The sequence below is a fragment of the Salinicola sp. NYA28a genome, from assembly GCF_976982775.1.
The window spans coordinates 218565-235351 of sequence record NZ_OZ334582.1 but is presented as its reverse complement, the minus strand read 5'-3'; the positions used below and the strand labels follow the sequence as shown (position 1 = coordinate 235351).

16 protein-coding genes are annotated in these 16787 nt (G+C 61.5%); 5 read left to right on the top strand and 11 right to left on the bottom strand.

Annotated elements, in window-relative coordinates; all coding sequences use genetic code 11:
- The first annotated feature begins 65 nt into the window (after positions 1 to 65).
- The gene (phrB, locus tag ACWHY3_RS01155; protein ID WP_448127395.1) at positions 66 to 1502 is read left to right on the top strand and encodes a deoxyribodipyrimidine photo-lyase; all 1437 of its coding nucleotides are present in this window, start codon (positions 66 to 68) and stop codon (positions 1500 to 1502) included.
- Positions 1503 to 1603: 101 nt separating this feature from the next.
- On the opposite strand, the gene ACWHY3_RS01150 is transcribed toward phrB, so the two are convergent.
- Complete coding sequence (locus ACWHY3_RS01150) at positions 1604 to 3439, bottom strand: putative bifunctional diguanylate cyclase/phosphodiesterase (RefSeq protein ID WP_448127394.1); 1836 nt, start codon at positions 3437 to 3439, stop codon at positions 1604 to 1606.
- Between the two features lie 234 nt (positions 3440 to 3673).
- Between ACWHY3_RS01150 and fabA the strand changes: the two genes are divergently transcribed.
- Complete coding sequence (gene fabA, locus ACWHY3_RS01145; RefSeq protein ID WP_071230738.1) at positions 3674 to 4189, top strand: 3-hydroxyacyl-[acyl-carrier-protein] dehydratase FabA; 516 nt, start codon at positions 3674 to 3676, stop codon at positions 4187 to 4189.
- Between the two features lie 13 nt (positions 4190 to 4202).
- The gene (gene fabB / locus ACWHY3_RS01140; RefSeq protein ID WP_303856120.1) at positions 4203 to 5420 is read left to right on the top strand and encodes a beta-ketoacyl-ACP synthase I; all 1218 of its coding nucleotides are present in this window, start codon (positions 4203 to 4205) and stop codon (positions 5418 to 5420) included.
- A gap of 90 nt (positions 5421 to 5510) precedes the next feature.
- Here fabB and ACWHY3_RS01135 read toward each other — a convergent pair whose 3' ends face one another.
- Both ACWHY3_RS01135 and ACWHY3_RS01130 read right to left on the bottom strand, forming a co-directional pair.
- Positions 5511 to 6269: a lysophospholipid acyltransferase family protein gene (locus tag ACWHY3_RS01135; protein ID WP_303856122.1), complete on the bottom strand. Its 759-nt coding sequence runs from the start codon at positions 6267 to 6269 to the stop codon at positions 5511 to 5513.
- Positions 6266 to 7180, bottom strand: a complete 915-nt coding sequence (locus tag ACWHY3_RS01130) for a sugar nucleotide-binding protein (RefSeq protein WP_087719771.1) — start codon at positions 7178 to 7180, stop codon at positions 6266 to 6268. The genes ACWHY3_RS01135 and ACWHY3_RS01130 overlap by 4 nt, the downstream gene beginning before the upstream one ends.
- A gap of 196 nt (positions 7181 to 7376) precedes the next feature.
- Between ACWHY3_RS01130 and ACWHY3_RS01125 the strand changes: the two genes are divergently transcribed.
- Positions 7377 to 8258, top strand: a complete 882-nt coding sequence (locus tag ACWHY3_RS01125; protein WP_448127393.1) for an SMP-30/gluconolactonase/LRE family protein — start codon at positions 7377 to 7379, stop codon at positions 8256 to 8258.
- A gap of 115 nt (positions 8259 to 8373) precedes the next feature.
- Here the strand turns inward: ACWHY3_RS01125 and ACWHY3_RS01120 are convergent, their stop codons facing one another.
- Positions 8374 to 8964, bottom strand: coding sequence for a single-stranded DNA-binding protein (locus tag ACWHY3_RS01120; RefSeq protein WP_332779733.1), 591 nt, complete (start codon positions 8962 to 8964; stop codon positions 8374 to 8376).
- A gap of 34 nt (positions 8965 to 8998) precedes the next feature.
- The gene (locus ACWHY3_RS01115; RefSeq protein ID WP_448127392.1) at positions 8999 to 10381 is read right to left on the bottom strand and encodes an MFS transporter; all 1383 of its coding nucleotides are present in this window, start codon (positions 10379 to 10381) and stop codon (positions 8999 to 9001) included.
- A 161-nt stretch (positions 10382 to 10542) separates the two neighbouring features.
- Here ACWHY3_RS01115 and uvrA point away from each other — a divergent pair, with 161 nt between their 5' ends.
- Complete coding sequence (gene uvrA, locus ACWHY3_RS01110; protein WP_448127391.1) at positions 10543 to 13395, top strand: excinuclease ABC subunit UvrA; 2853 nt, start codon at positions 10543 to 10545, stop codon at positions 13393 to 13395.
- A gap of 159 nt (positions 13396 to 13554) precedes the next feature.
- On the opposite strand, the gene rplQ is transcribed toward uvrA, so the two are convergent.
- The 6 genes from rplQ to rpmJ form a co-directional block, all read right to left on the bottom strand.
- Complete coding sequence (rplQ, locus tag ACWHY3_RS01105) at positions 13555 to 13941, bottom strand: 50S ribosomal protein L17 (protein WP_448127390.1); 387 nt, start codon at positions 13939 to 13941, stop codon at positions 13555 to 13557.
- Positions 13942 to 14037: 96 nt separating this feature from the next.
- Complete coding sequence (locus ACWHY3_RS01100; protein ID WP_448127389.1) at positions 14038 to 15036, bottom strand: DNA-directed RNA polymerase subunit alpha; 999 nt, start codon at positions 15034 to 15036, stop codon at positions 14038 to 14040.
- An 80-nt stretch (positions 15037 to 15116) separates the two neighbouring features.
- Complete coding sequence (gene rpsD, locus ACWHY3_RS01095; protein ID WP_071230727.1) at positions 15117 to 15737, bottom strand: 30S ribosomal protein S4; 621 nt, start codon at positions 15735 to 15737, stop codon at positions 15117 to 15119.
- Between the two features lie 12 nt (positions 15738 to 15749).
- Entirely contained in the window at positions 15750 to 16136 is a 387-nt protein-coding gene (gene rpsK / locus ACWHY3_RS01090) for a 30S ribosomal protein S11 (RefSeq protein WP_009723883.1), read from the bottom strand.
- Positions 16137 to 16172: 36 nt separating this feature from the next.
- Positions 16173 to 16529: a 30S ribosomal protein S13 gene (gene rpsM / locus ACWHY3_RS01085; protein WP_448127388.1), complete on the bottom strand. Its 357-nt coding sequence runs from the start codon at positions 16527 to 16529 to the stop codon at positions 16173 to 16175.
- A gap of 129 nt (positions 16530 to 16658) precedes the next feature.
- Positions 16659 to 16772: a 50S ribosomal protein L36 gene (rpmJ, locus tag ACWHY3_RS01080; RefSeq protein WP_031384759.1), complete on the bottom strand. Its 114-nt coding sequence runs from the start codon at positions 16770 to 16772 to the stop codon at positions 16659 to 16661.
- Positions 16773 to 16787: the final 15 nt, after the last annotated feature.

Here is a 16787-nt window from a genome sequence, read left to right as displayed (position 1 = left end):
GCAACAGGGTGAATAGCCCGCGACGCAGGGACGCGTCGCTCAGTCATCGGTAACAGGGACGTGCTATGTCGCCCACGCAACTCGTCTGGTTTCGCAACGACCTGAGAACGCTCGACCACTCCGCGTTGAGCGCAGCCGCCCGCAAGGGCCCGGTGATCGGCATCTATCTCGCCTGTCGTCACCAGTGGCGCCGCCATGACCATGGTGCCAACAAGATCTCGTTTCTGCATCGTGGCGTCATCGCGCTGCAGAAAGCGCTGGCTGAACTCGATATCCCGCTGCTCTACCGTGACATCGAGGACTTCGGCGCGGCGCCCAAGGCACTGCTGGAGGCGGCCAGGCGTTACGAGGCGCAAGCGCTGCATTTCAACCGCGAGTATCCGCTGGATGAGCGGGAGCGTGACGCCAGGGTCTCCGAGGCGTTCGCCCACGAGGGGCTCGCAGTCCATGCCTACACCGACGCCATTGCCTTCGAGCCGGGCGAATTGTTGACGGGTCAGGGCGAGTACTACAAGGTCTTCACCCCGTTCGCCAAAGCCTGGCATCAGCGCGTCGGCGCAGACCAGCTGGCGTTGCGTGAGACACCTCCACGCCAGGCCAGGCTGGAGATTTCCAGCGACCCGATTCCCGAGCTACCTGAGCGGGACCGCTCCGCCGTGGTCTTCTCCGGCTCCGCCAGCGCAGAGGATTCGTCCTGGCCGGCAGGTCAGGAGGCCGCCGCCGACCGGCTGTCTCGATTTCTGCAACGACGGGCGCGCCGTTACAAGGATGATCGCGACTTCCCGGCCATCGCCGGCACCAGCGAACTCTCCGCCTACCTTTCGGCCGGAATGATTTCCCACAGACAGTGCCTGCAGGCCGTGATGGCCAACAACGGCGGCCATCTCGGCGATGGCGACGCCGGTCTGACGAGCTGGGTCAACGAGCTGATCTGGCGCGAGTTCTACCAGCACATTGCCGTCGGCTTTCCCCGCGTCTGTCGTCACCGCCCGTTCAAGCTCGCAACCGACAGGTTGAGCTGGCGCCACAGCGACAGGGATTTCGACGTGTGGTGCGAAGGACGCACCGGATTCCCGCTCGTCGACGCCGCCATGCGCCAGCTGGTCGCGACCGGCTGGATGCACAACCGGCTACGCATGGTGACGGCCATGTTCCTGAGCAAGCATCTGCTGCTCGACTGGCGCCGCGGCGAAGCCTTCTTCATGCAGCATCTGGTGGATGGCGACTTCGCGTCGAACAATGGCGGCTGGCAGTGGGCAGCCTCGACCGGCACCGATGCCGCTCCCTACTTCCGGATATTCAACCCGACCACCCAGTCCCGGCGTTTCGACCCGGATGCCGAATTCATCGCCCGCTGGCTGCCGGAGCTCGCCGGCCTGCCGGCCAAATCCCGCCATCAGCCCAATGCGGAGCAGCGCCGTCAAACGGGCTATCCGCCAGCGATCGTCGACCATGGACGCGCCAGAGCGCGGGCCCTGGAGGCATTCAAGAATCTGGGTTGATGCCGGCCTCGCTCATGCCCACAGGAGTCCACCACGCGGTCGACGCCTTGCCGAAGAGGGCAAGGCATGCACGCTTTCGCGGCACGACGCGAGCGGTAGCTTCAGGTCTGGGCGCTTGCCACCGCCTCGCGCAGCCGGCTTTCCACTTCGTCGGCCGGCTGGGGCCGGGCATAGAGATAACCTTGTACGTGGCGGCATCCTCTGGCCAGCAGGAAGTCCCGCTGCTCGGCGGTTTCCACGCCTTCGGCGATCACATCCATGTGCAACCCCTGCGCCATTGCCAGTACCGCCGAGGTGATCGCGGCGTCGGCATGATCGTGGGGCAACGCCCGGATGAACTCCCGGTCCAGTTTCAGTTTGTCGATCGGCAGACGCTTGAGATAAGCCATCGACGAATAGCCCGTGCCGAAATCGTCGATCGCAATCTGCAGACCTTCCTGCCGCAGCGCCTCCAGACGTGACGAGATATCGCCGGCACGCTCGTCGATCAAGACCGATTCGGTCAACTCCAGGCCGAGCAGTTGGGCCGGCACTCGATACTGTGCCAGTGTCGAGATCAGGTGGGATTCCAGGTCGCCCTGGATCAGTTGCAGCGCCGAGAGATTGACCCAGATGGGCACTACTTCCAGCCCCAGCCCTCGCCAGGTCGCCAGCTGCGCCACGGCCTGGTCGATGACCCAGCCTCCCAGCGCCGGCATCAGGCCATAGCGTTCCGCCAGCGGAATGAACTCGCTCGGCAGGATCAGGCCATGCTCGGGGTGATGCCAGCGCAGCAATGCTTCCATCCCCACCATTTTGCCATCGTCCAGCCGGTGCTGAGTCTGGTAATGGATTTCCAGCTGCGATCCATGGGCCAGTGCCTGGCGTAATTCGTTGAGAATGGTCAGATGGCGGTCGGTTTCGACTTCCAGGGAAGGACGAAAGCGTCGATCATGATTGCTGCCGTGGCGTTTGGCGCTGTAAAGCGCGGATTCGAGCCGCTGGAACAGCACGTTGGGGTCGGTGCCATCTTCCGGCGCCCGGCAGCTGCCGATGGTCAACCCCAGATGCAGCGGCTTCTCCTCGATCTCGAACGGCTCGCTCAACTGCTCGCGCAGGCTCGCGATCCATTGCTCATGGTCGTCGAATGTCGTGGTGCGGATGACCATGAATTCATCACCGCCCAACCGCCCGACGACACCACCGACGATGTGATCGGCCAGGCGCTGGCCGAAGCGTGACAGCAGGCGGTCTCCGTTCTCGACGCCCAGGTTATCGTTGATCGCCTTGAAGGCATCGATATCGATCAGCGCCAGGTCCAGCCCTTCTCCGGCGCGCAGATGCTGCAAGCGAGACGCCAGCAGGTCGTGCAGACGTCGCCGATTGGGCAAGCCGGTCAGCGGATCCTCGAACCCGATACGACTCAGATCCTGCTCTCGTGCCTTGTGCCGGCTGATATCGGTGAACAGCCCCACATAATGGGAAACCCGGCCCTTGTGATCCTGAAAGGCCTGAACCCGCAGCCATTCGGGGAACTGGTCGCCGTACTTGCGCTGGTTCCAGACTTCGCCTTCCCAGCGGCCAGTGCTTTTCAGCGTTTTCCAGTAGAGGTCGTAGAACGCCTTGTCGTGACGCCCCGACGACAGTACGGAGGGATCATGGCCCCGGATTTCCTCCAGCGTGTAGCCGGTGATCTGAGTGAAGGCGGGATTGACGGCCACGATACGATTGGCAGTATTGGTAATGATCACGCCATCCTGTGAAAGCTCGAGAGCGTGCTCGCTGAGGCGGCGACGTTGATGTTCGAGCCGGATCTGGCGCCAGCCATCGAGCATGCCGATGATCACCACCGCCAGCGCTGCCAGCCTCAGCCCCAGTATGGGCAGCACACTGGCGGCAGCCAGAGCCGCCAGGGCCAACCAGACCAGCGGTCGATTCAGCGTAAAGAAAGGCCACATAGATTGTCGTTTGTCGTCGTCATCGTTTGACTGGCGGCTATTGCAGAGCCTCCCATTTCCGTCCGCATCATGCCCCGGGGGCATTCGCCAGGGCAAGCTTCACTCCGATCATTGCGCCATAGGTAGCACAAGACTAGGCTTTGGCTGGCGTGCAATCAGCGCGCGCAGCCATTAGACTGGCCGCGCCTTGCAGACGACGAGGCAAACTCTATTTTCGATTCTCGGAACGATCCAGTGACCAGACAGCACTCTTTCAGCCAAGACGATCTGCTGAAATGCAGCCGGGGGGAACTGTTCGGCCCCGGTAACGCCCAACTGCCCGCTCCCAACATGCTGATGCTCGACCGCATCACGCAGATCAACGAGGAAGGCGGCAAGTACCAGAAGGGCGAAATCATCGCCGAGCTGGATATCCATCCGGACCTGTGGTTCTTCCAGTGTCATTTCCCTGGTGACCCGGTGATGCCCGGCTGTCTCGGCCTGGACGCCATGTGGCAGCTGGTCGGCTTCCATCTCGGCTGGCTGGGCAACCCCGGTCGTGGTCGGGCCCTGGGTTGCGGCGACGTCAAGTTCTCCGGACAGATCCTGCCAAGCGCGGGCCAGGTTACGTATCATATCGAGATCAAGCGCGTGATTACCCGGCGCCTGGTACTTGGCATCGCCGATGGCACGCTGTCGGTCGACGGTCAGGCCATCTACGAGGCCAAGGACTTGCGTGTCGGCCTGTTCACCAATACTGAGAAATTCTGAGCGGGAGGCTTCCATGAAACGAGTGGTAGTCACCGGCCTGGGCATCGTTTCCTGCCTGGGCAACGACGCCCAACAGGTACTCGACTCTCTGCGTCAGGGGCGCTCCGGCATTCGCTTCAAGCCGGAATATGCCGAACTTGGCTTTCGCAGCCAGGTTGCCGGCGTCGTCGATATCGACATCGAGTCTCTGGTCGATCGCAAGCAATTGCGCTTCATGGGCGATGCAGCCGCCTACGCCTATATCGCCATGCAGCAGGCGATCGACGATGCCGGGCTCGAGGCCAGCGACATCTCCAGCCCGCGTACCGGCCTGATCGCGGGCTCCGGCGGTGCGTCCAGCGCCAACCAGGTCGAAGCCGCCGACGTGATGCGGGAAAAAGGCCTGCGCCGTGTCGGCCCCTACCGCGTGACGCGCACCATGGGCAGCACGGTTTCGGCTTGCCTGTCGACGCCGTTCAAGATCAAGGGCGTCAACTACTCGATCTCCTCTGCCTGTGCCACCTCGGCCCACTGCATCGGCAGCGCCGTGGAACAGATCCAGATGGGCAAGCAGGACGTGGTCTTCGCCGGCGGCGGCGAGGAGGAGCACTGGACGCTGTCCTGCCTGTTCGACGCCATGGGCGCGCTGACCACCCATTACAACGACACGCCGGAAAAGGCCTCGCGCCCCTACGACGTGGATCGTGACGGCTTCATCATCGCCGGCGGTGGCGGCATGCTGGTGATCGAAGAGCTCGAACACGCCAAGGCTCGCGGCGCCAAGATCTATGCCGAGATCACGGGCTACGGCGCGACGTCCGACGGGCACGACATGGTCGCCCCTTCCGGCGAAGGCGCGGCACGCTGCATGCGTCAGGCGCTCGCAGGACTGGAAGGCAAGGTCGACTACATCAATACCCACGGCACCTCGACGCCGGTAGGCGATGTGGCCGAGCTCAAGGCCATCCGTGACGTATTCGGCGACACCACGCCGGCCATGAGTTCGACCAAGTCGCTGACGGGGCACTCGCTGGGCGCGACCGGCGTGCAGGAAGCGATCTACTCGCTGCTGATGATGCAGAACCGGTTCATCTGCGCCTCGGCGAACATCGATACGCTCGACGAGCAGGCCAACGGTTTCGACATCGTTCGCCAGCGTCGCGACGATGTCGACGTCAAGCGCGTGCTGTCCAACAGCTTCGGCTTCGGTGGCACCAACGCCTGTCTGGTACTGGATCGCTTCGAAAGCTGATCGTCTGGCTTCATCGTTACCAATGCAAAAGGCGCCCCGCGGGGCGCCTTTTTTGGGCTCGTTTTCTGCTATCCGTCTCAGCGAATCGGGTCAGGACGGCAACTCTGCCGGCGCAGCCTTCTCCGGCAGCGGTGGACGCGGCACTTCGGATATCTCGTCGAGGGTGCGCTCGATCCAGGCTTCCATCTCTGCCATCACCTCTTCGGGGCTGCGGCCGACAGTCTCGATCGGCTCGCCCACGACCACATTGAGCACGCCGGGCTGCTTGACCCAATGACGGCCCCAGCGCTCGCCGGCATTGTGAGCGACGGGCAGCACCGGAACGCCGGTACGACACGCGATTACCGCACCGCTCTTGTTGAAGCGACGTCGCTGTCCCGGCGGTACGCGCGTCCCCTCGGGGAAGATCAGTACCGACAACCCTTCTTCCAGACGCTGCTTGCCATGAGAAAGCACCTGACGCATGGCGGCCGACGGCTTCGAGCGATCCAGCGGGATCGGTCGCAGTAGACGCACGCCCCAGCCGAATAGCGGAATCTCGAGCAGTTCCTTCTTGAGCACGGTGCAGATCGGTGTCTTGAGCAGCTGCAGATAAACCGTTTCCCATTCGCTCTGATGATTGGCCAGTACCACGCAGGGCCCCTCGGGAACCCGCTCACGGCCACGAATGTGGTAGCGAATGCCGCAGGTCAAGGAGAGCCATCTGATGATGAATCGGTTATGCCAATTGAACAGGCGGAACCGCGAGCGGGTCGGCAGGGCGAAACCGATGGGCAACATCAGCAGACCGGAGACGAGGATCGCCAGGAAATAACCGATATAGAAGATCACACTACGAAAGGCTTTCATGCGCGGGACGTTTCCCCCTTGCGACTGTCTCGGCTGCCATTATCGACCTCATCATGGTCGGGATAGTGCTGCTGGCACCAGGCATCCAGCATCAGTCCCAACTCCAGCCGCCAGGACTTCTGGTGGATACCGAAGACATCGAGCAGCCGACGACAGTTGAGCACTCGTCGCAGCGGCGTGTCGTGGTGTTGATTGAGCGCCAGCAATTCACCCGGCGCCGGCAAGGCTCCGACGCCTTCGAGACGCGTCGCCAGCTGTGTCCGGACCACAGAGCAGAAGGTGAAGACGCTGACGGGTTCCGTACCGCAGAGATGGTAGGTGCCCCAGGCACCAGCACCACTATCGAGCTGCAGTAGCACGCCCGTCAGCGCGCGCGCGACGGCCTTCACCGATATCGGGCAGAGCACCAGATCCTGGGCCGCACGCACCGATTCGCCGCGCATCAGCGATTCGATCAGTTCGCTCAACCAGGCGCCTTCGCCTTCGAGCCCGAACAGCGGCCCCAGGCGCAGGATCAGATGCTGAGGATGGCGGCGCACGTGCTCGCCGACCGAGATCAGTCGGCGCAACGCCTCATCCCGCGGCCGTGGCAGAACGTCCTCGTCGATCGGGCCTTCCGCCCCATCCTCGTAGAGCGTGTCCGAGACGCACCAGATCAGCGGAATCCGGCGAGCCTGGCACGCTTCGAGCAGCGCTTCGACCTGACTGGCGTGGGCATAGACCACCGCCGGTTCGCAGCGACCAGGATCCGCCAGCGGCGGCACGATCACGGCATCCGGACCGATCGTGGCCAGCACGTCGGCATCCACCAGCTCCGGTGCCGGCAAATATTCGATGTCGCTACGCTGCGCGGCCGTATCGCGCAGCGCCAGACTCAGACAGTGCTCTGCTTGCAACACCAGACACTTCACGATGGCACCTCGACACGTATCATCGCTTTGGAATCCTTACTCATTGGGAGAATCATATTTCCATTGTCGGTACCGGCACTATGATAATGAAAGCCGCGACAACGGAAGCACTGATAATCAGGGTATCGATAGTGACAGACATTGATATTGACGGACATCGATACCGGTACACTTCGCTAGTCCATGGAGGGTCATCATGAACAAGGACGTCACTGTGGCATGGGAGGTCGGCGCCGAACTCGGCGAAGGCCCCATCTGGTCCGATAGCCTTCAGGCTCTGCTGTTCGTCGACATCCGACAAGCCAGGCTGCATGCCTACCATCCCGACAATGGCGAGCGCCAGAGCTGGGATCTCGAAGAAGCCTGCTGCTGGCTGCTGCCCCGCGAGGACGGCGGCTTCGTTGCCGGCTTGCATTCCGGCGTGGCTGAACTCGACCTCAATGCCGATGGCCCTCGTATCGGCAAGAGACTCACGCCCATCAAATGGCTGCCGGACGGCGATCGCCTCAATGATGCCAACAGCGATGCCCACGGCCGGCTGTGGTTCGGCTCCATGGATAATGCCGAAGCCGAGATTCACGGCTTCCTGTTCCGCCTCGATAGCCGCGGGCTGGTCGAGATGGACAGCGAATACCACGTGACCAACGGCCCCGCCATCAGCCCCGACGGTCGCACACTTTATCACAACGACAGTGCGCGCCAGATCGTCTTCGCCTTCGATCTCGACGACGACGGCGAGCTGTCAAACCGCCGCGAGCACATTCGCCTGCCGGAGGGCGCCGGCTATCCGGATGGCATGACCTGCGATCGCGAAGGCGGGTTATGGATCGCCCTGTGGGATGGCGGCCGCATTGCCCGCTATCACGCCGATGGCTCGCTCGATCACGAAGTCGCGCTCCCGATCTCCCGGCCCACCTCCTGTATTTTCGGCGGTGAAGCGCTGGATCGCCTCTTCGTCACTTCGGCAGCCACCGGTTGCGACGACGAACCACTGGCCGGGTCCCTGTTCGAGATCGACGTCGAGATCGGCGGTATCGCGACCACGCCTGTGGTCATGCCCAACGATTCTACGCTATGACTCGGCGGAACCCTCCGAAGCGATCGGTCATTGCGCTGCCGCACGATACCAGGACAGAAAAGCCCCGCTTGGCGGGGCTTTGGTCACTTTCCTGGACGTCATTCATCGACGCGCGTCAGAACGGAATTTCGTCGTCGAAATCGTCGAAGCTACCCGGGTTGGGGGCGCCGTAGTTGGGGTTCTGATTGGGCTGTGGCGCCGGCTGTCCCTGTTGCGGAGGACGCTGTTGCGGCTGCCCTGACTGCGGCGGGCGCTGCTGTGGCTGCGGATTGCCGCCATAGTTGCCCTGCTGCGCCTGCTGACCGTAACTATCCTGCGGCGCGCCGCCGTACTGCCCTTGAGGCTGCGCATAGTCACCGCCGCCACCGGCTCGGGAATCCAGCATCTGCATGTCGTTGCCGACGATTTCGGTCGAATAGCGATCCTGACCGTCCTGCCCCTGCCATTTACGGGTCTGCAGCCGGCCCTCGATATAGATACGCGACCCTTTCTTCACGTACTGCTGGGCGATTTCCGCCAGCTTGTTGAACAGCACCACGGTGTGCCATTCCGTACGCTCCTGGCGCTGGCCGCTCTGACGGTCGGTCCAGCTATCGGTCGTGGCGATGCGCAGGTTGCACACCGGATTCCCCGAAGGCAGAAAGCGGACTTCCGGATCCTGTCCTAGGTTGCCGATCAGGATGACTTTGTTTACACCTCTGGCCATCGTTGTCTCCTCGCATTCCTGCGTTGCGACGCGCTCACGCGTCGGTTCGTTGCCATTGTTTACCTGCGATACTGGCCAGCATCTCGACATCCAGACGCTGACGGTCGACCTTGAGATAGGCGACCTGCTCTTCGGGTACCACCATGACGTCCTCGACGCCGGTCACCGAGGCAAAACGGTCGAGTAGTGTATCGAGCATGTCCATGGATTGCTTGTCGAGTGCGATGATCTCGCTCGAAAGGTGACGCGGCGCGGGCATTTTCCAGACCACGGCCAGCCAGATCGCGCCTACCACGGCCGCGCCCAGAAATACGCTCTGGACACCGAAGCCCTGCGATAGCGCTCCGCCCAGCGTGCCGCCGAGGAAAGCCCCCAAAAACTGGCTGGTCGAATAGACGCCCATGGCCGTCCCCTTGGCACCTGCCGGCGCCAATTTGCTGATCATCGACGGCAGTGTCGCCTCCAATAGATTGAAGACGACGAAAAAGCCCCAAAGTAGGGTAAGTAACGTGACCCGGTCGCTTGCCAGTTCACCGAAGCCTAGCAGGATCAGCGTCATCGCCGCGACGGCGCCGATGAAAATGGGCTTCATCTTGCGATACTTCTCGGCCACGATGACCAGCGGAATCATGCCGACGAAGGCCAGCGCCATCACCGGCAGGTAGACCCAGCCATGATCCGCCGGCGCGAATCCCAATGCCTCGAGTCGGAACGGCAGCGCCGTGAAGCAGGCAGTCAGAATCAGATGTAGCGCAAAAATCGAGAAATCCAGTCGTAACAGATCGCCCTGGGCGAGCGTCGCACGCAGCTGACGCCGGTCGATCCCGACATCGCGGTGCGGCATGCGCCTCGGCGCTTTCGGCACCAGTTTCCACAGGACCAGCAGTCCGCAGGCGGCCAGCGCGGCGGTGAACCAGAACACGCCGGCGAGCCCACCGATATCCGCGATCAGCGGGCCTGCCACCATGGCAACGGCAAACGCCACGCCGATGGAAAGGCCGATGGTCGCCATCGCCACGGTGCGGATCTCTTCACGGGTCTGATCGGCCAGCAGCGCCATGATCGCACCGGCAACGGCGCCGCTGCCCTGCAGACAGCGACCGATGATGATGCCGGTGATAGAGGTAGCATTGGCGGCGACCAGACTGCCGATGATGAAAAGCACGAGGCCGGCGCCGATGACTGCTTTACGACCGATGCGGTCGGACAGCAGCCCGAAGGGAATTTGCAGAATGGCCTGGGTCAGGCCGTAGCCGCCCAGCGCCATGCCGACCAGCAGAGGAGTCGCACCATCGAGATGATCGGCATACAGCGCCAGAACCGGCAGGACCATGAACAGGCCCAGCATGCGCGAAGCATAGAGACTTGCCAGCCCGACGATGGCACGTCGTTCGGTGACGAGAAAACGAGAAGTCATGGGGGTCACAACGTTGGGTGAACTCGGCTAGAGCCGAGGATGGTTCGGAATGAGCGACACATTTTACCGCTCGCCTTCCGCCAGTGAAAGCAGCCGGCTTTGCCGGTCATTTGATCCGCGACCTATAATGGTCGTTTCCCGCGTCGCAGCACGAGGTAGTCATGGACAGCATTCTGGTCAGGGGCGCACGAACCCATAACCTGAAGAACATTGATGTCGAACTGCCGCGCGACAAGTTGATCGTGGTAACCGGTCTCTCCGGTTCGGGTAAATCTTCGCTCGCATTCGACACGCTTTACGCCGAAGGGCAACGACGCTACGTCGAGTCCCTGTCGACCTACGCCCGCCAGTTCCTGTCGATGATGGAAAAGCCCGACGTCGACCATATCGAAGGACTGTCGCCAGCCATTTCCATCGAGCAGAAATCGACCTCGCACAACCCCCGCTCCACCGTCGGCACGATCACCGAGATCTACGACTACCTGCGCCTGCTGTTCGCTCGCGCCGGGACGCCGCGGTGCCCTGACCACGACGAAGAGCTCGAGGCCCAGACGGTCTCGCAGATGGTCGACCAGGTACTGACACTGCCCGAGGGCACCCGGCTGATGCTGTTGGCTCCGGTGGTCAAGGGCCGCAAGGGCGAGCATCAGCAGTTGATCAGCGAGCTGCGAGCCCAGGGGTTCGTACGCGCGGTGATCGACGGTCATACCGTCGAGCTCGACGATGTGCCGGACCTCGACAAAAAGCGCAAGCACGATATCAGTGTCGTCGTCGATCGCATCAAGGTCCGCGACGACCTGCAGCAGCGTCTGGCCGAGTCCTTCGAGACCGCGCTCAATCTGGCCGACGGCACCGCGATCATCCATTTCATGGACGGCGAGCAGGAAGATCTAGCGTTTTCATCACGCTTCGCCTGCCTGATCTGCGGCTACTCGCTTTCCGAACTCGAGCCGCGGCTGTTCTCGTTCAACAACCCGGCCGGCGCCTGCCCGACCTGCGACGGCCTAGGCGTGCGTCAGTTTTTCGACCCGGACAAGCTGATCAGCCATCCGGAGCTCTCACTGGCCGAAGGCGCGATCAAGGGCTGGGATCGTCGCAGCATCTACTATTTCAGCCAGCTGCAGGCCGTCGCCGAACATTACCGCTTCACGTTGGACACACCCTGGAACGAGCTCGCCCGTCACGAGCGCGACCTGATACTCAACGGCAGCGGCAAGGATGAGATCGCGTTCAGCTACGTCAACGACCGGGGGCGCAAAGTCACGCGTGAACACCCCTTCGAAGGCGTACTCCCCAATCTCGAGCGGCGCTATCGCGAGACAGAATCCTCCATGGTTCGCGACGACCTCGCCAAGTACCTGGCCGTGCGCCCCTGCCCGACCTGCCACGGCACCCGCCTCAAGCGGGAGGCGCGCCATGTCTTCATCGACGGTCACAATCTACCGACGCTGACCCAGATGCCGGTGGGCGAAGCCTGGGAATACTTCGGTCAGGTGACGCTACCCGGCCGCAAGGGCGAAATCGCGGTCAAGATCGTTCACGAAATCCATGCGCGCCTGGAATTCCTGGTCAATGTCGGGCTCGACTATCTGACGCTGGAACGCAGTGCCGACACGCTCTCCGGCGGCGAGGCCCAGCGCATCCGCCTGGCCAGCCAGATCGGCGCCGGTCTGGTCGGGGTGATGTACATTCTCGACGAGCCCTCGATCGGCCTTCATCAGCGCGACAACGACCGTCTCCTGCGCACCTTGATTCGCCTGCGCGATCTGGGCAACACCGTGATCGTGGTCGAGCATGACGAAGACGCGATTCGCGCCGCCGATCATGTCCTCGATATCGGGCCGGGTGCCGGCGTGCATGGCGGCACCATCGTGGCCCAGGGTACGCCCCAGCAGATCGAGACAACGCCGGAGTCGCTGACGGGACAGTACCTTTCCGGAAAACGCTGTATCGAAGTCCCGCCACATCGCATTCCGGTCAATCCGGACAAGCAGCTTCATCTGCGCGGCGCGAGTGGCAACAATCTACAGGATGTCGATCTGGCGCTGCCGCTGGGCCTGTTCGTCTGCGTGACCGGCGTTTCCGGTTCCGGCAAGTCCACCTTGATCAACTCGACGTTGATGCCGATCGCTGCGCGCGAACTCAATCGCGCCACGACGCTCACCGCGGCACCTTATCGCAGCGTCGAGGGTCTCGATCAGCTCGACAAGATCATCGACATCGATCAGAGCCCGATCGGTCGTACGCCTCGCTCCAACCCCGCCACCTATACCGGCATCTTCACCCCGATCCGTGAACTCTTCTCGGGTACGCAGGAAGCCCGCGCCCGTGGCTACAAGCCGGGGCGCTTCAGCTTCAACGTCAAGGGCGGCCGCTGCGAGGCGTGTCAGGGCGAAGGCATGATCAAGGTCGAGATGCACTTCCTGCCGGATATCTACGTGCCCTGCGATGTCTGCAAGGGCAAGCGCTACAATCGCGAGACGCTGGAGATCCACTACAAGGGCAAGAGCATCCACGAGGTGCTGGAGATGACCATCGAGGAGGCTCTGGAATTCTTCATCCCGGTACCGGCGATCGCCAGACGCCTGCAAACACTGATGGACGTGGGCCTCTCCTACGTTCGCCTGGGCCAGAGCGCCACGACGCTCTCCGGCGGCGAGGCACAGCGCGTCAAGCTCGCACGTGAGCTGGCCAAGCGCGATACCGGCCAGACACTCTATATCCTGGACGAGCCGACGACGGGGCTTCACTTCGAGGACATTCGTCAGCTCCTGGGCGTGCTGCACCGGCTACGCGATCACGGCAACACCGTAGTGGTGATCGAGCACAATCTGGACGTGATCAAGACCGCGGACTGGATCATCGACCTCGGGCCGGAAGGGGGCTCCGGCGGCGGACGCATCATCGCCGAAGGAACGCCGGAACAGGTCGCCGTGCTCGCACATTCCCATACGGGCCATTTCCTGGCGCCGCTACTGCCTGAACCCAAGGCACGCAAGGCCAAGCGCGCCTGAGGCGGCACGAGGCGGCACTCGGATGGAGGGTGTCGCCTCTCAAGCTTCTTCCTCTCTTCTTACTATTTGCCTTGGCCAAGGCTCTGAGATTCAGCCAAAAGAAAACCGGCTGCCCAAGTGATTGGGCAGCCGGTTTTTGTCGTGCAAGAAGCTTGGGACTTATTCGTCGCCAGCAGCTTCTTCGACGACCGGACGATCGACCAGCTCGATGTAAGCCATCGGCGCGTTGTCGCCAGTGCGGTAGCCGCACTTGAGCACACGGACATAACCGCCCGGGCGATTGGCGTAACGCGGGCCAAGCTCGTTAAAGAGCTTGCCGACAGCTTCCTTGGAGCGGGTGCGGCTGAACGCCAGACGGCGATTCGCCACGCTATCCTGCTTGGCCAGGGTGATCAGCGGCTCGATATGACGGCGCAGTTCCTTGGCTTTAGGCAGGGTAGTCTTGATCACTTCATGCTCGACCAGCGAGATGCACATGTTCTTGAACATGGCGTGCCGATGCGAGCTGGTCCGATTCAGATGACGACCACTCTTACGATGACGCATGATTGCTATTCCTTACCAAACTGGTGATTCGAGTCGGCACACTGGATTCGACGCTAGGGCGACGACACCGAAGACTGAGCCTCGGCGTCACCTTCCTCAGGCGGAAGCCTTGTCGTCTTTCAGGCTCGCCGGCGGCCAGTTTTCCAGCCGCATGCCGAGTGAAAGACCGCGCGAAGCCAACACGTCCTTGATCTCGTTCAAGGACTTCTTGCCAAGGTTCGGCGTCTTGAGCAGCTCGACTTCCGTGCGCTGAATCAAATCGCCAATGTAGTAAATATTCTCGGCCTTCAAGCAGTTGGCGCTGCGAACCGTGAGTTCGAGATCATCCACGGGGCGCAGAAGAATCGGATCGATCTGATCTTCTTCTTCTTCGGTTTCCTGCTCTCTGTCAGCTTCGAGGTCGACGAAGGCGGCCAGCTGTTCCTGAAGAATGGTCGCACTGCGACGAATGGCTTCTTCGGGGTCCAGAGTGCCGTCAGTTTCGAGATCGATGACCAGCTTATCGAGGTCGGTGCGCTGTTCGACACGTGCAGCCTCTACCGCATAGGAGACGCGGCGCACGGGGCTGAAAGTGGCATCCAGCTGCAGACGACCGATGGCACGGGATTCGTCCTCGTCAGAGAGTCGCGCATCCGCCGGCTCGTAACCACGACCCCGGACGACCTTGAGCTGCATTTTCAGCTCGCTGCCACCGTTGAGGTGAGCGATCACGTGATCCGGATTGACGATCTCGACGTCATGACCGATGGCGATATCGCCTGCGGTCATCACACCGGGGCCCTGCTTGTTCAGGGTCAAGACGGCTTCGTCGCGGCCGTGCATCTTGATGGCCACGTCCTTGAGATTCAACAGAATCTCGATGACGTCTTCCTGAACACCTTCGATGGCACTGTACTCATGCAACACGCCATCGATTTCGGCTTCGATCACGGCACAGCCGGGCATCGAAGAAAGCAGGATGCGACGCAGCGCATTCCCCAGGGTATGGCCGAAACCACGTTCGAAGGGTTCCAGCACGATCTTTGCGTGATGTGCACTGACCTCTTCGACCTTGATGTCGCGGGGACGGAGAAACTCTGTCACTGAACGCTGCATATGAACACCTTCCCAGGCTGCCAAACGAATATCGGTACCCACTGCTGGTGTCGGGCCGCAAACGCGACCCGAGCCCAGACTTACTTGGAGTACAGCTCGACGATCAGGTTTTCGTTGATGTCGGCAGACAGGTCACCGCGTTCCGGGACAGCCTTGAAAGTGCCTTCCATCTTTTTCGAATCGATGTCGATCCACGTCACGTCGCCGCGGTTGGCAGCGATGGACAAGGCCTGTTGGATACGGGCCTGGTTCTTGGCCTTCTCGCGAACAGACACGACGTCGCCGGGACGCACCTGATAAGACGCCACGTTGACGGTACGGCCATTGACCGCAATCGCCTTGTGGCTGACCAACTGGCGTGATTCGTTACGCGTGGAGCCGAAGCCCATGCGATAGACCACGTTATCCAGTCGGCATTCCAGCAACTGCAGCAGGGATTCACCGGTCGCCCCTTTCAGGCGAGCGGCTTCCTTGTAGTAGTTGCGGAACTGTTTTTCGAGTACGCCGTAGATACGACGCACTTTCTGCTTCTCGCGAAGCTGCAAGCCGTAGTCGGAAAGACGCTGACGGCGCTGGCCGTGCACACCCGGAATCTGCTCGGATTTGCACTTCTTCTCGAAGGGAGTAACACCGCTCTTGAGAAAGAGGTCGGTGCCCTCACGACGAGACAACTTACACTTGGGTCCAAGATAACGAGCCATGAGTCTGTCTCCTTAAACGCGGCGTTTCTTCGGCGGACGGCATCCGTTGTGCGGAATCGGCGTCGCGTCAGTAATGCTCTGTACACGGAAGCCGGCGGCATTGAGCGCGCGCACGGCAGACTCACGGCCAGGACCTGGGCCCTTGACCAGCACGTCGACGTTTTTCACACCATACTCGGCTGCAGCAGTCGCTGCACGTTCACTCGCCACTTGAGCTGCGAACGGGGTGCTCTTGCGAGAACCACGAAAACCCGAACCACCGGCTGTTGCCCAAGAAAGCGCATTGCCCTGGCGGTCTGTGATCGTCACGATCGTATTGTTAAAAGAGGCATGGATATGCGCTACCGCATCTACCACCTGCTTTTTAACCTTTTTACGGTTACTACGCGGGTTAGCCATGTTGATGTATCCTGATCTTAAACGCCGGAACGTTAATTACTTACGAATCGGTTTACGCGGTCCCTTACGGGTACGCGCATTGGTCTTGGTACGCTGACCACGCAGCGGTAGACCACGACGATGGCGCAGACCACGGTAACAACCCAAGTCCATGAGACGCTTGATATTCAGCGTCACATCACGGCGAAGGTCGCCTTCTACGGTGTACTTACCCACTTCGGTACGCAGAACGTCGAGCTCTTCGCCAGACAGTTCCTGAACCTTGGTGGTCGGTGCGATGCCGGCAGCGACACAGATACTCTGTGCGCGCGTGCGGCCAATCCCGTAGATGTAGGTCAGCGAGATCGCCGCATGCTTGTTGTCCGGGATATTGACGCCTGCAATACGGGCCATCAGCTTACTCCGAATGTTGAGCGGCTTGCTCGTTAGTCGTCCACAAAGGGCGCAATAGCATACCCCCTAACCTCTCTCGAGGCAAGGGATATGCCACGGCCCGCTTTTACTCACAGCTTCGGGGTCGAATCAACCCTGGCGCTGCTTGTGGCGAGGTTCCGTGCAGATAACACGAACCGCACCGTTGCGCCGAATGATCTTGCAGTTACGGCACATTTTCTTTACAGAAGCTCGAACTTTCATCGTTCTCTCCAAATG

Bases quoted from the DNA above. Each gene is read 5' to 3' on its own strand.
- rpsK (WP_009723883.1), bottom strand. From the start codon at position 16,136: ATGGCTAACCCGCGTAGTAACCGTAAAAAGGTTAAAAAGCAGGTGGTA.
- ACWHY3_RS01150 (WP_448127394.1), bottom strand. From the start codon at position 3,439: ATGTGGCCTTTCTTTACGCTGAATCGACCGCTGGTCTGGTTGGCCCTG.
- ACWHY3_RS01120 (WP_332779733.1), bottom strand. From the start codon at position 8,964: ATGGCCAGAGGTGTAAACAAAGTCATCCTGATCGGCAACCTAGGACAG.
- rplQ (WP_448127390.1), bottom strand. From the start codon at position 13,941: ATGCGTCATCGTAAGAGTGGTCGTCATCTGAATCGGACCAGCTCGCAT.
- ACWHY3_RS01100 (WP_448127389.1), bottom strand. From the start codon at position 15,036: ATGCAGCGTTCAGTGACAGAGTTTCTCCGTCCCCGCGACATCAAGGTC.
- fabB (WP_303856120.1), top strand. From the start codon at position 4,203: ATGAAACGAGTGGTAGTCACCGGCCTGGGCATCGTTTCCTGCCTGGGC.
- rpmJ (WP_031384759.1), bottom strand. From the start codon at position 16,772: ATGAAAGTTCGAGCTTCTGTAAAGAAAATGTGCCGTAACTGCAAGATC.
- ACWHY3_RS01135 (WP_303856122.1), bottom strand. From the start codon at position 6,269: ATGAAAGCCTTTCGTAGTGTGATCTTCTATATCGGTTATTTCCTGGCG.
- rpsD (WP_071230727.1), bottom strand. From the start codon at position 15,737: ATGGCTCGTTATCTTGGACCCAAGTGTAAGTTGTCTCGTCGTGAGGGC.
- ACWHY3_RS01115 (WP_448127392.1), bottom strand. From the start codon at position 10,381: ATGACTTCTCGTTTTCTCGTCACCGAACGACGTGCCATCGTCGGGCTG.
- uvrA (WP_448127391.1), top strand. From the start codon at position 10,543: ATGGACAGCATTCTGGTCAGGGGCGCACGAACCCATAACCTGAAGAAC.
- rpsM (WP_448127388.1), bottom strand. From the start codon at position 16,529: ATGGCCCGTATTGCAGGCGTCAATATCCCGGACAACAAGCATGCGGCG.
- ACWHY3_RS01125 (WP_448127393.1), top strand. From the start codon at position 7,377: ATGAACAAGGACGTCACTGTGGCATGGGAGGTCGGCGCCGAACTCGGC.
- phrB (WP_448127395.1), top strand. From the start codon at position 66: ATGTCGCCCACGCAACTCGTCTGGTTTCGCAACGACCTGAGAACGCTC.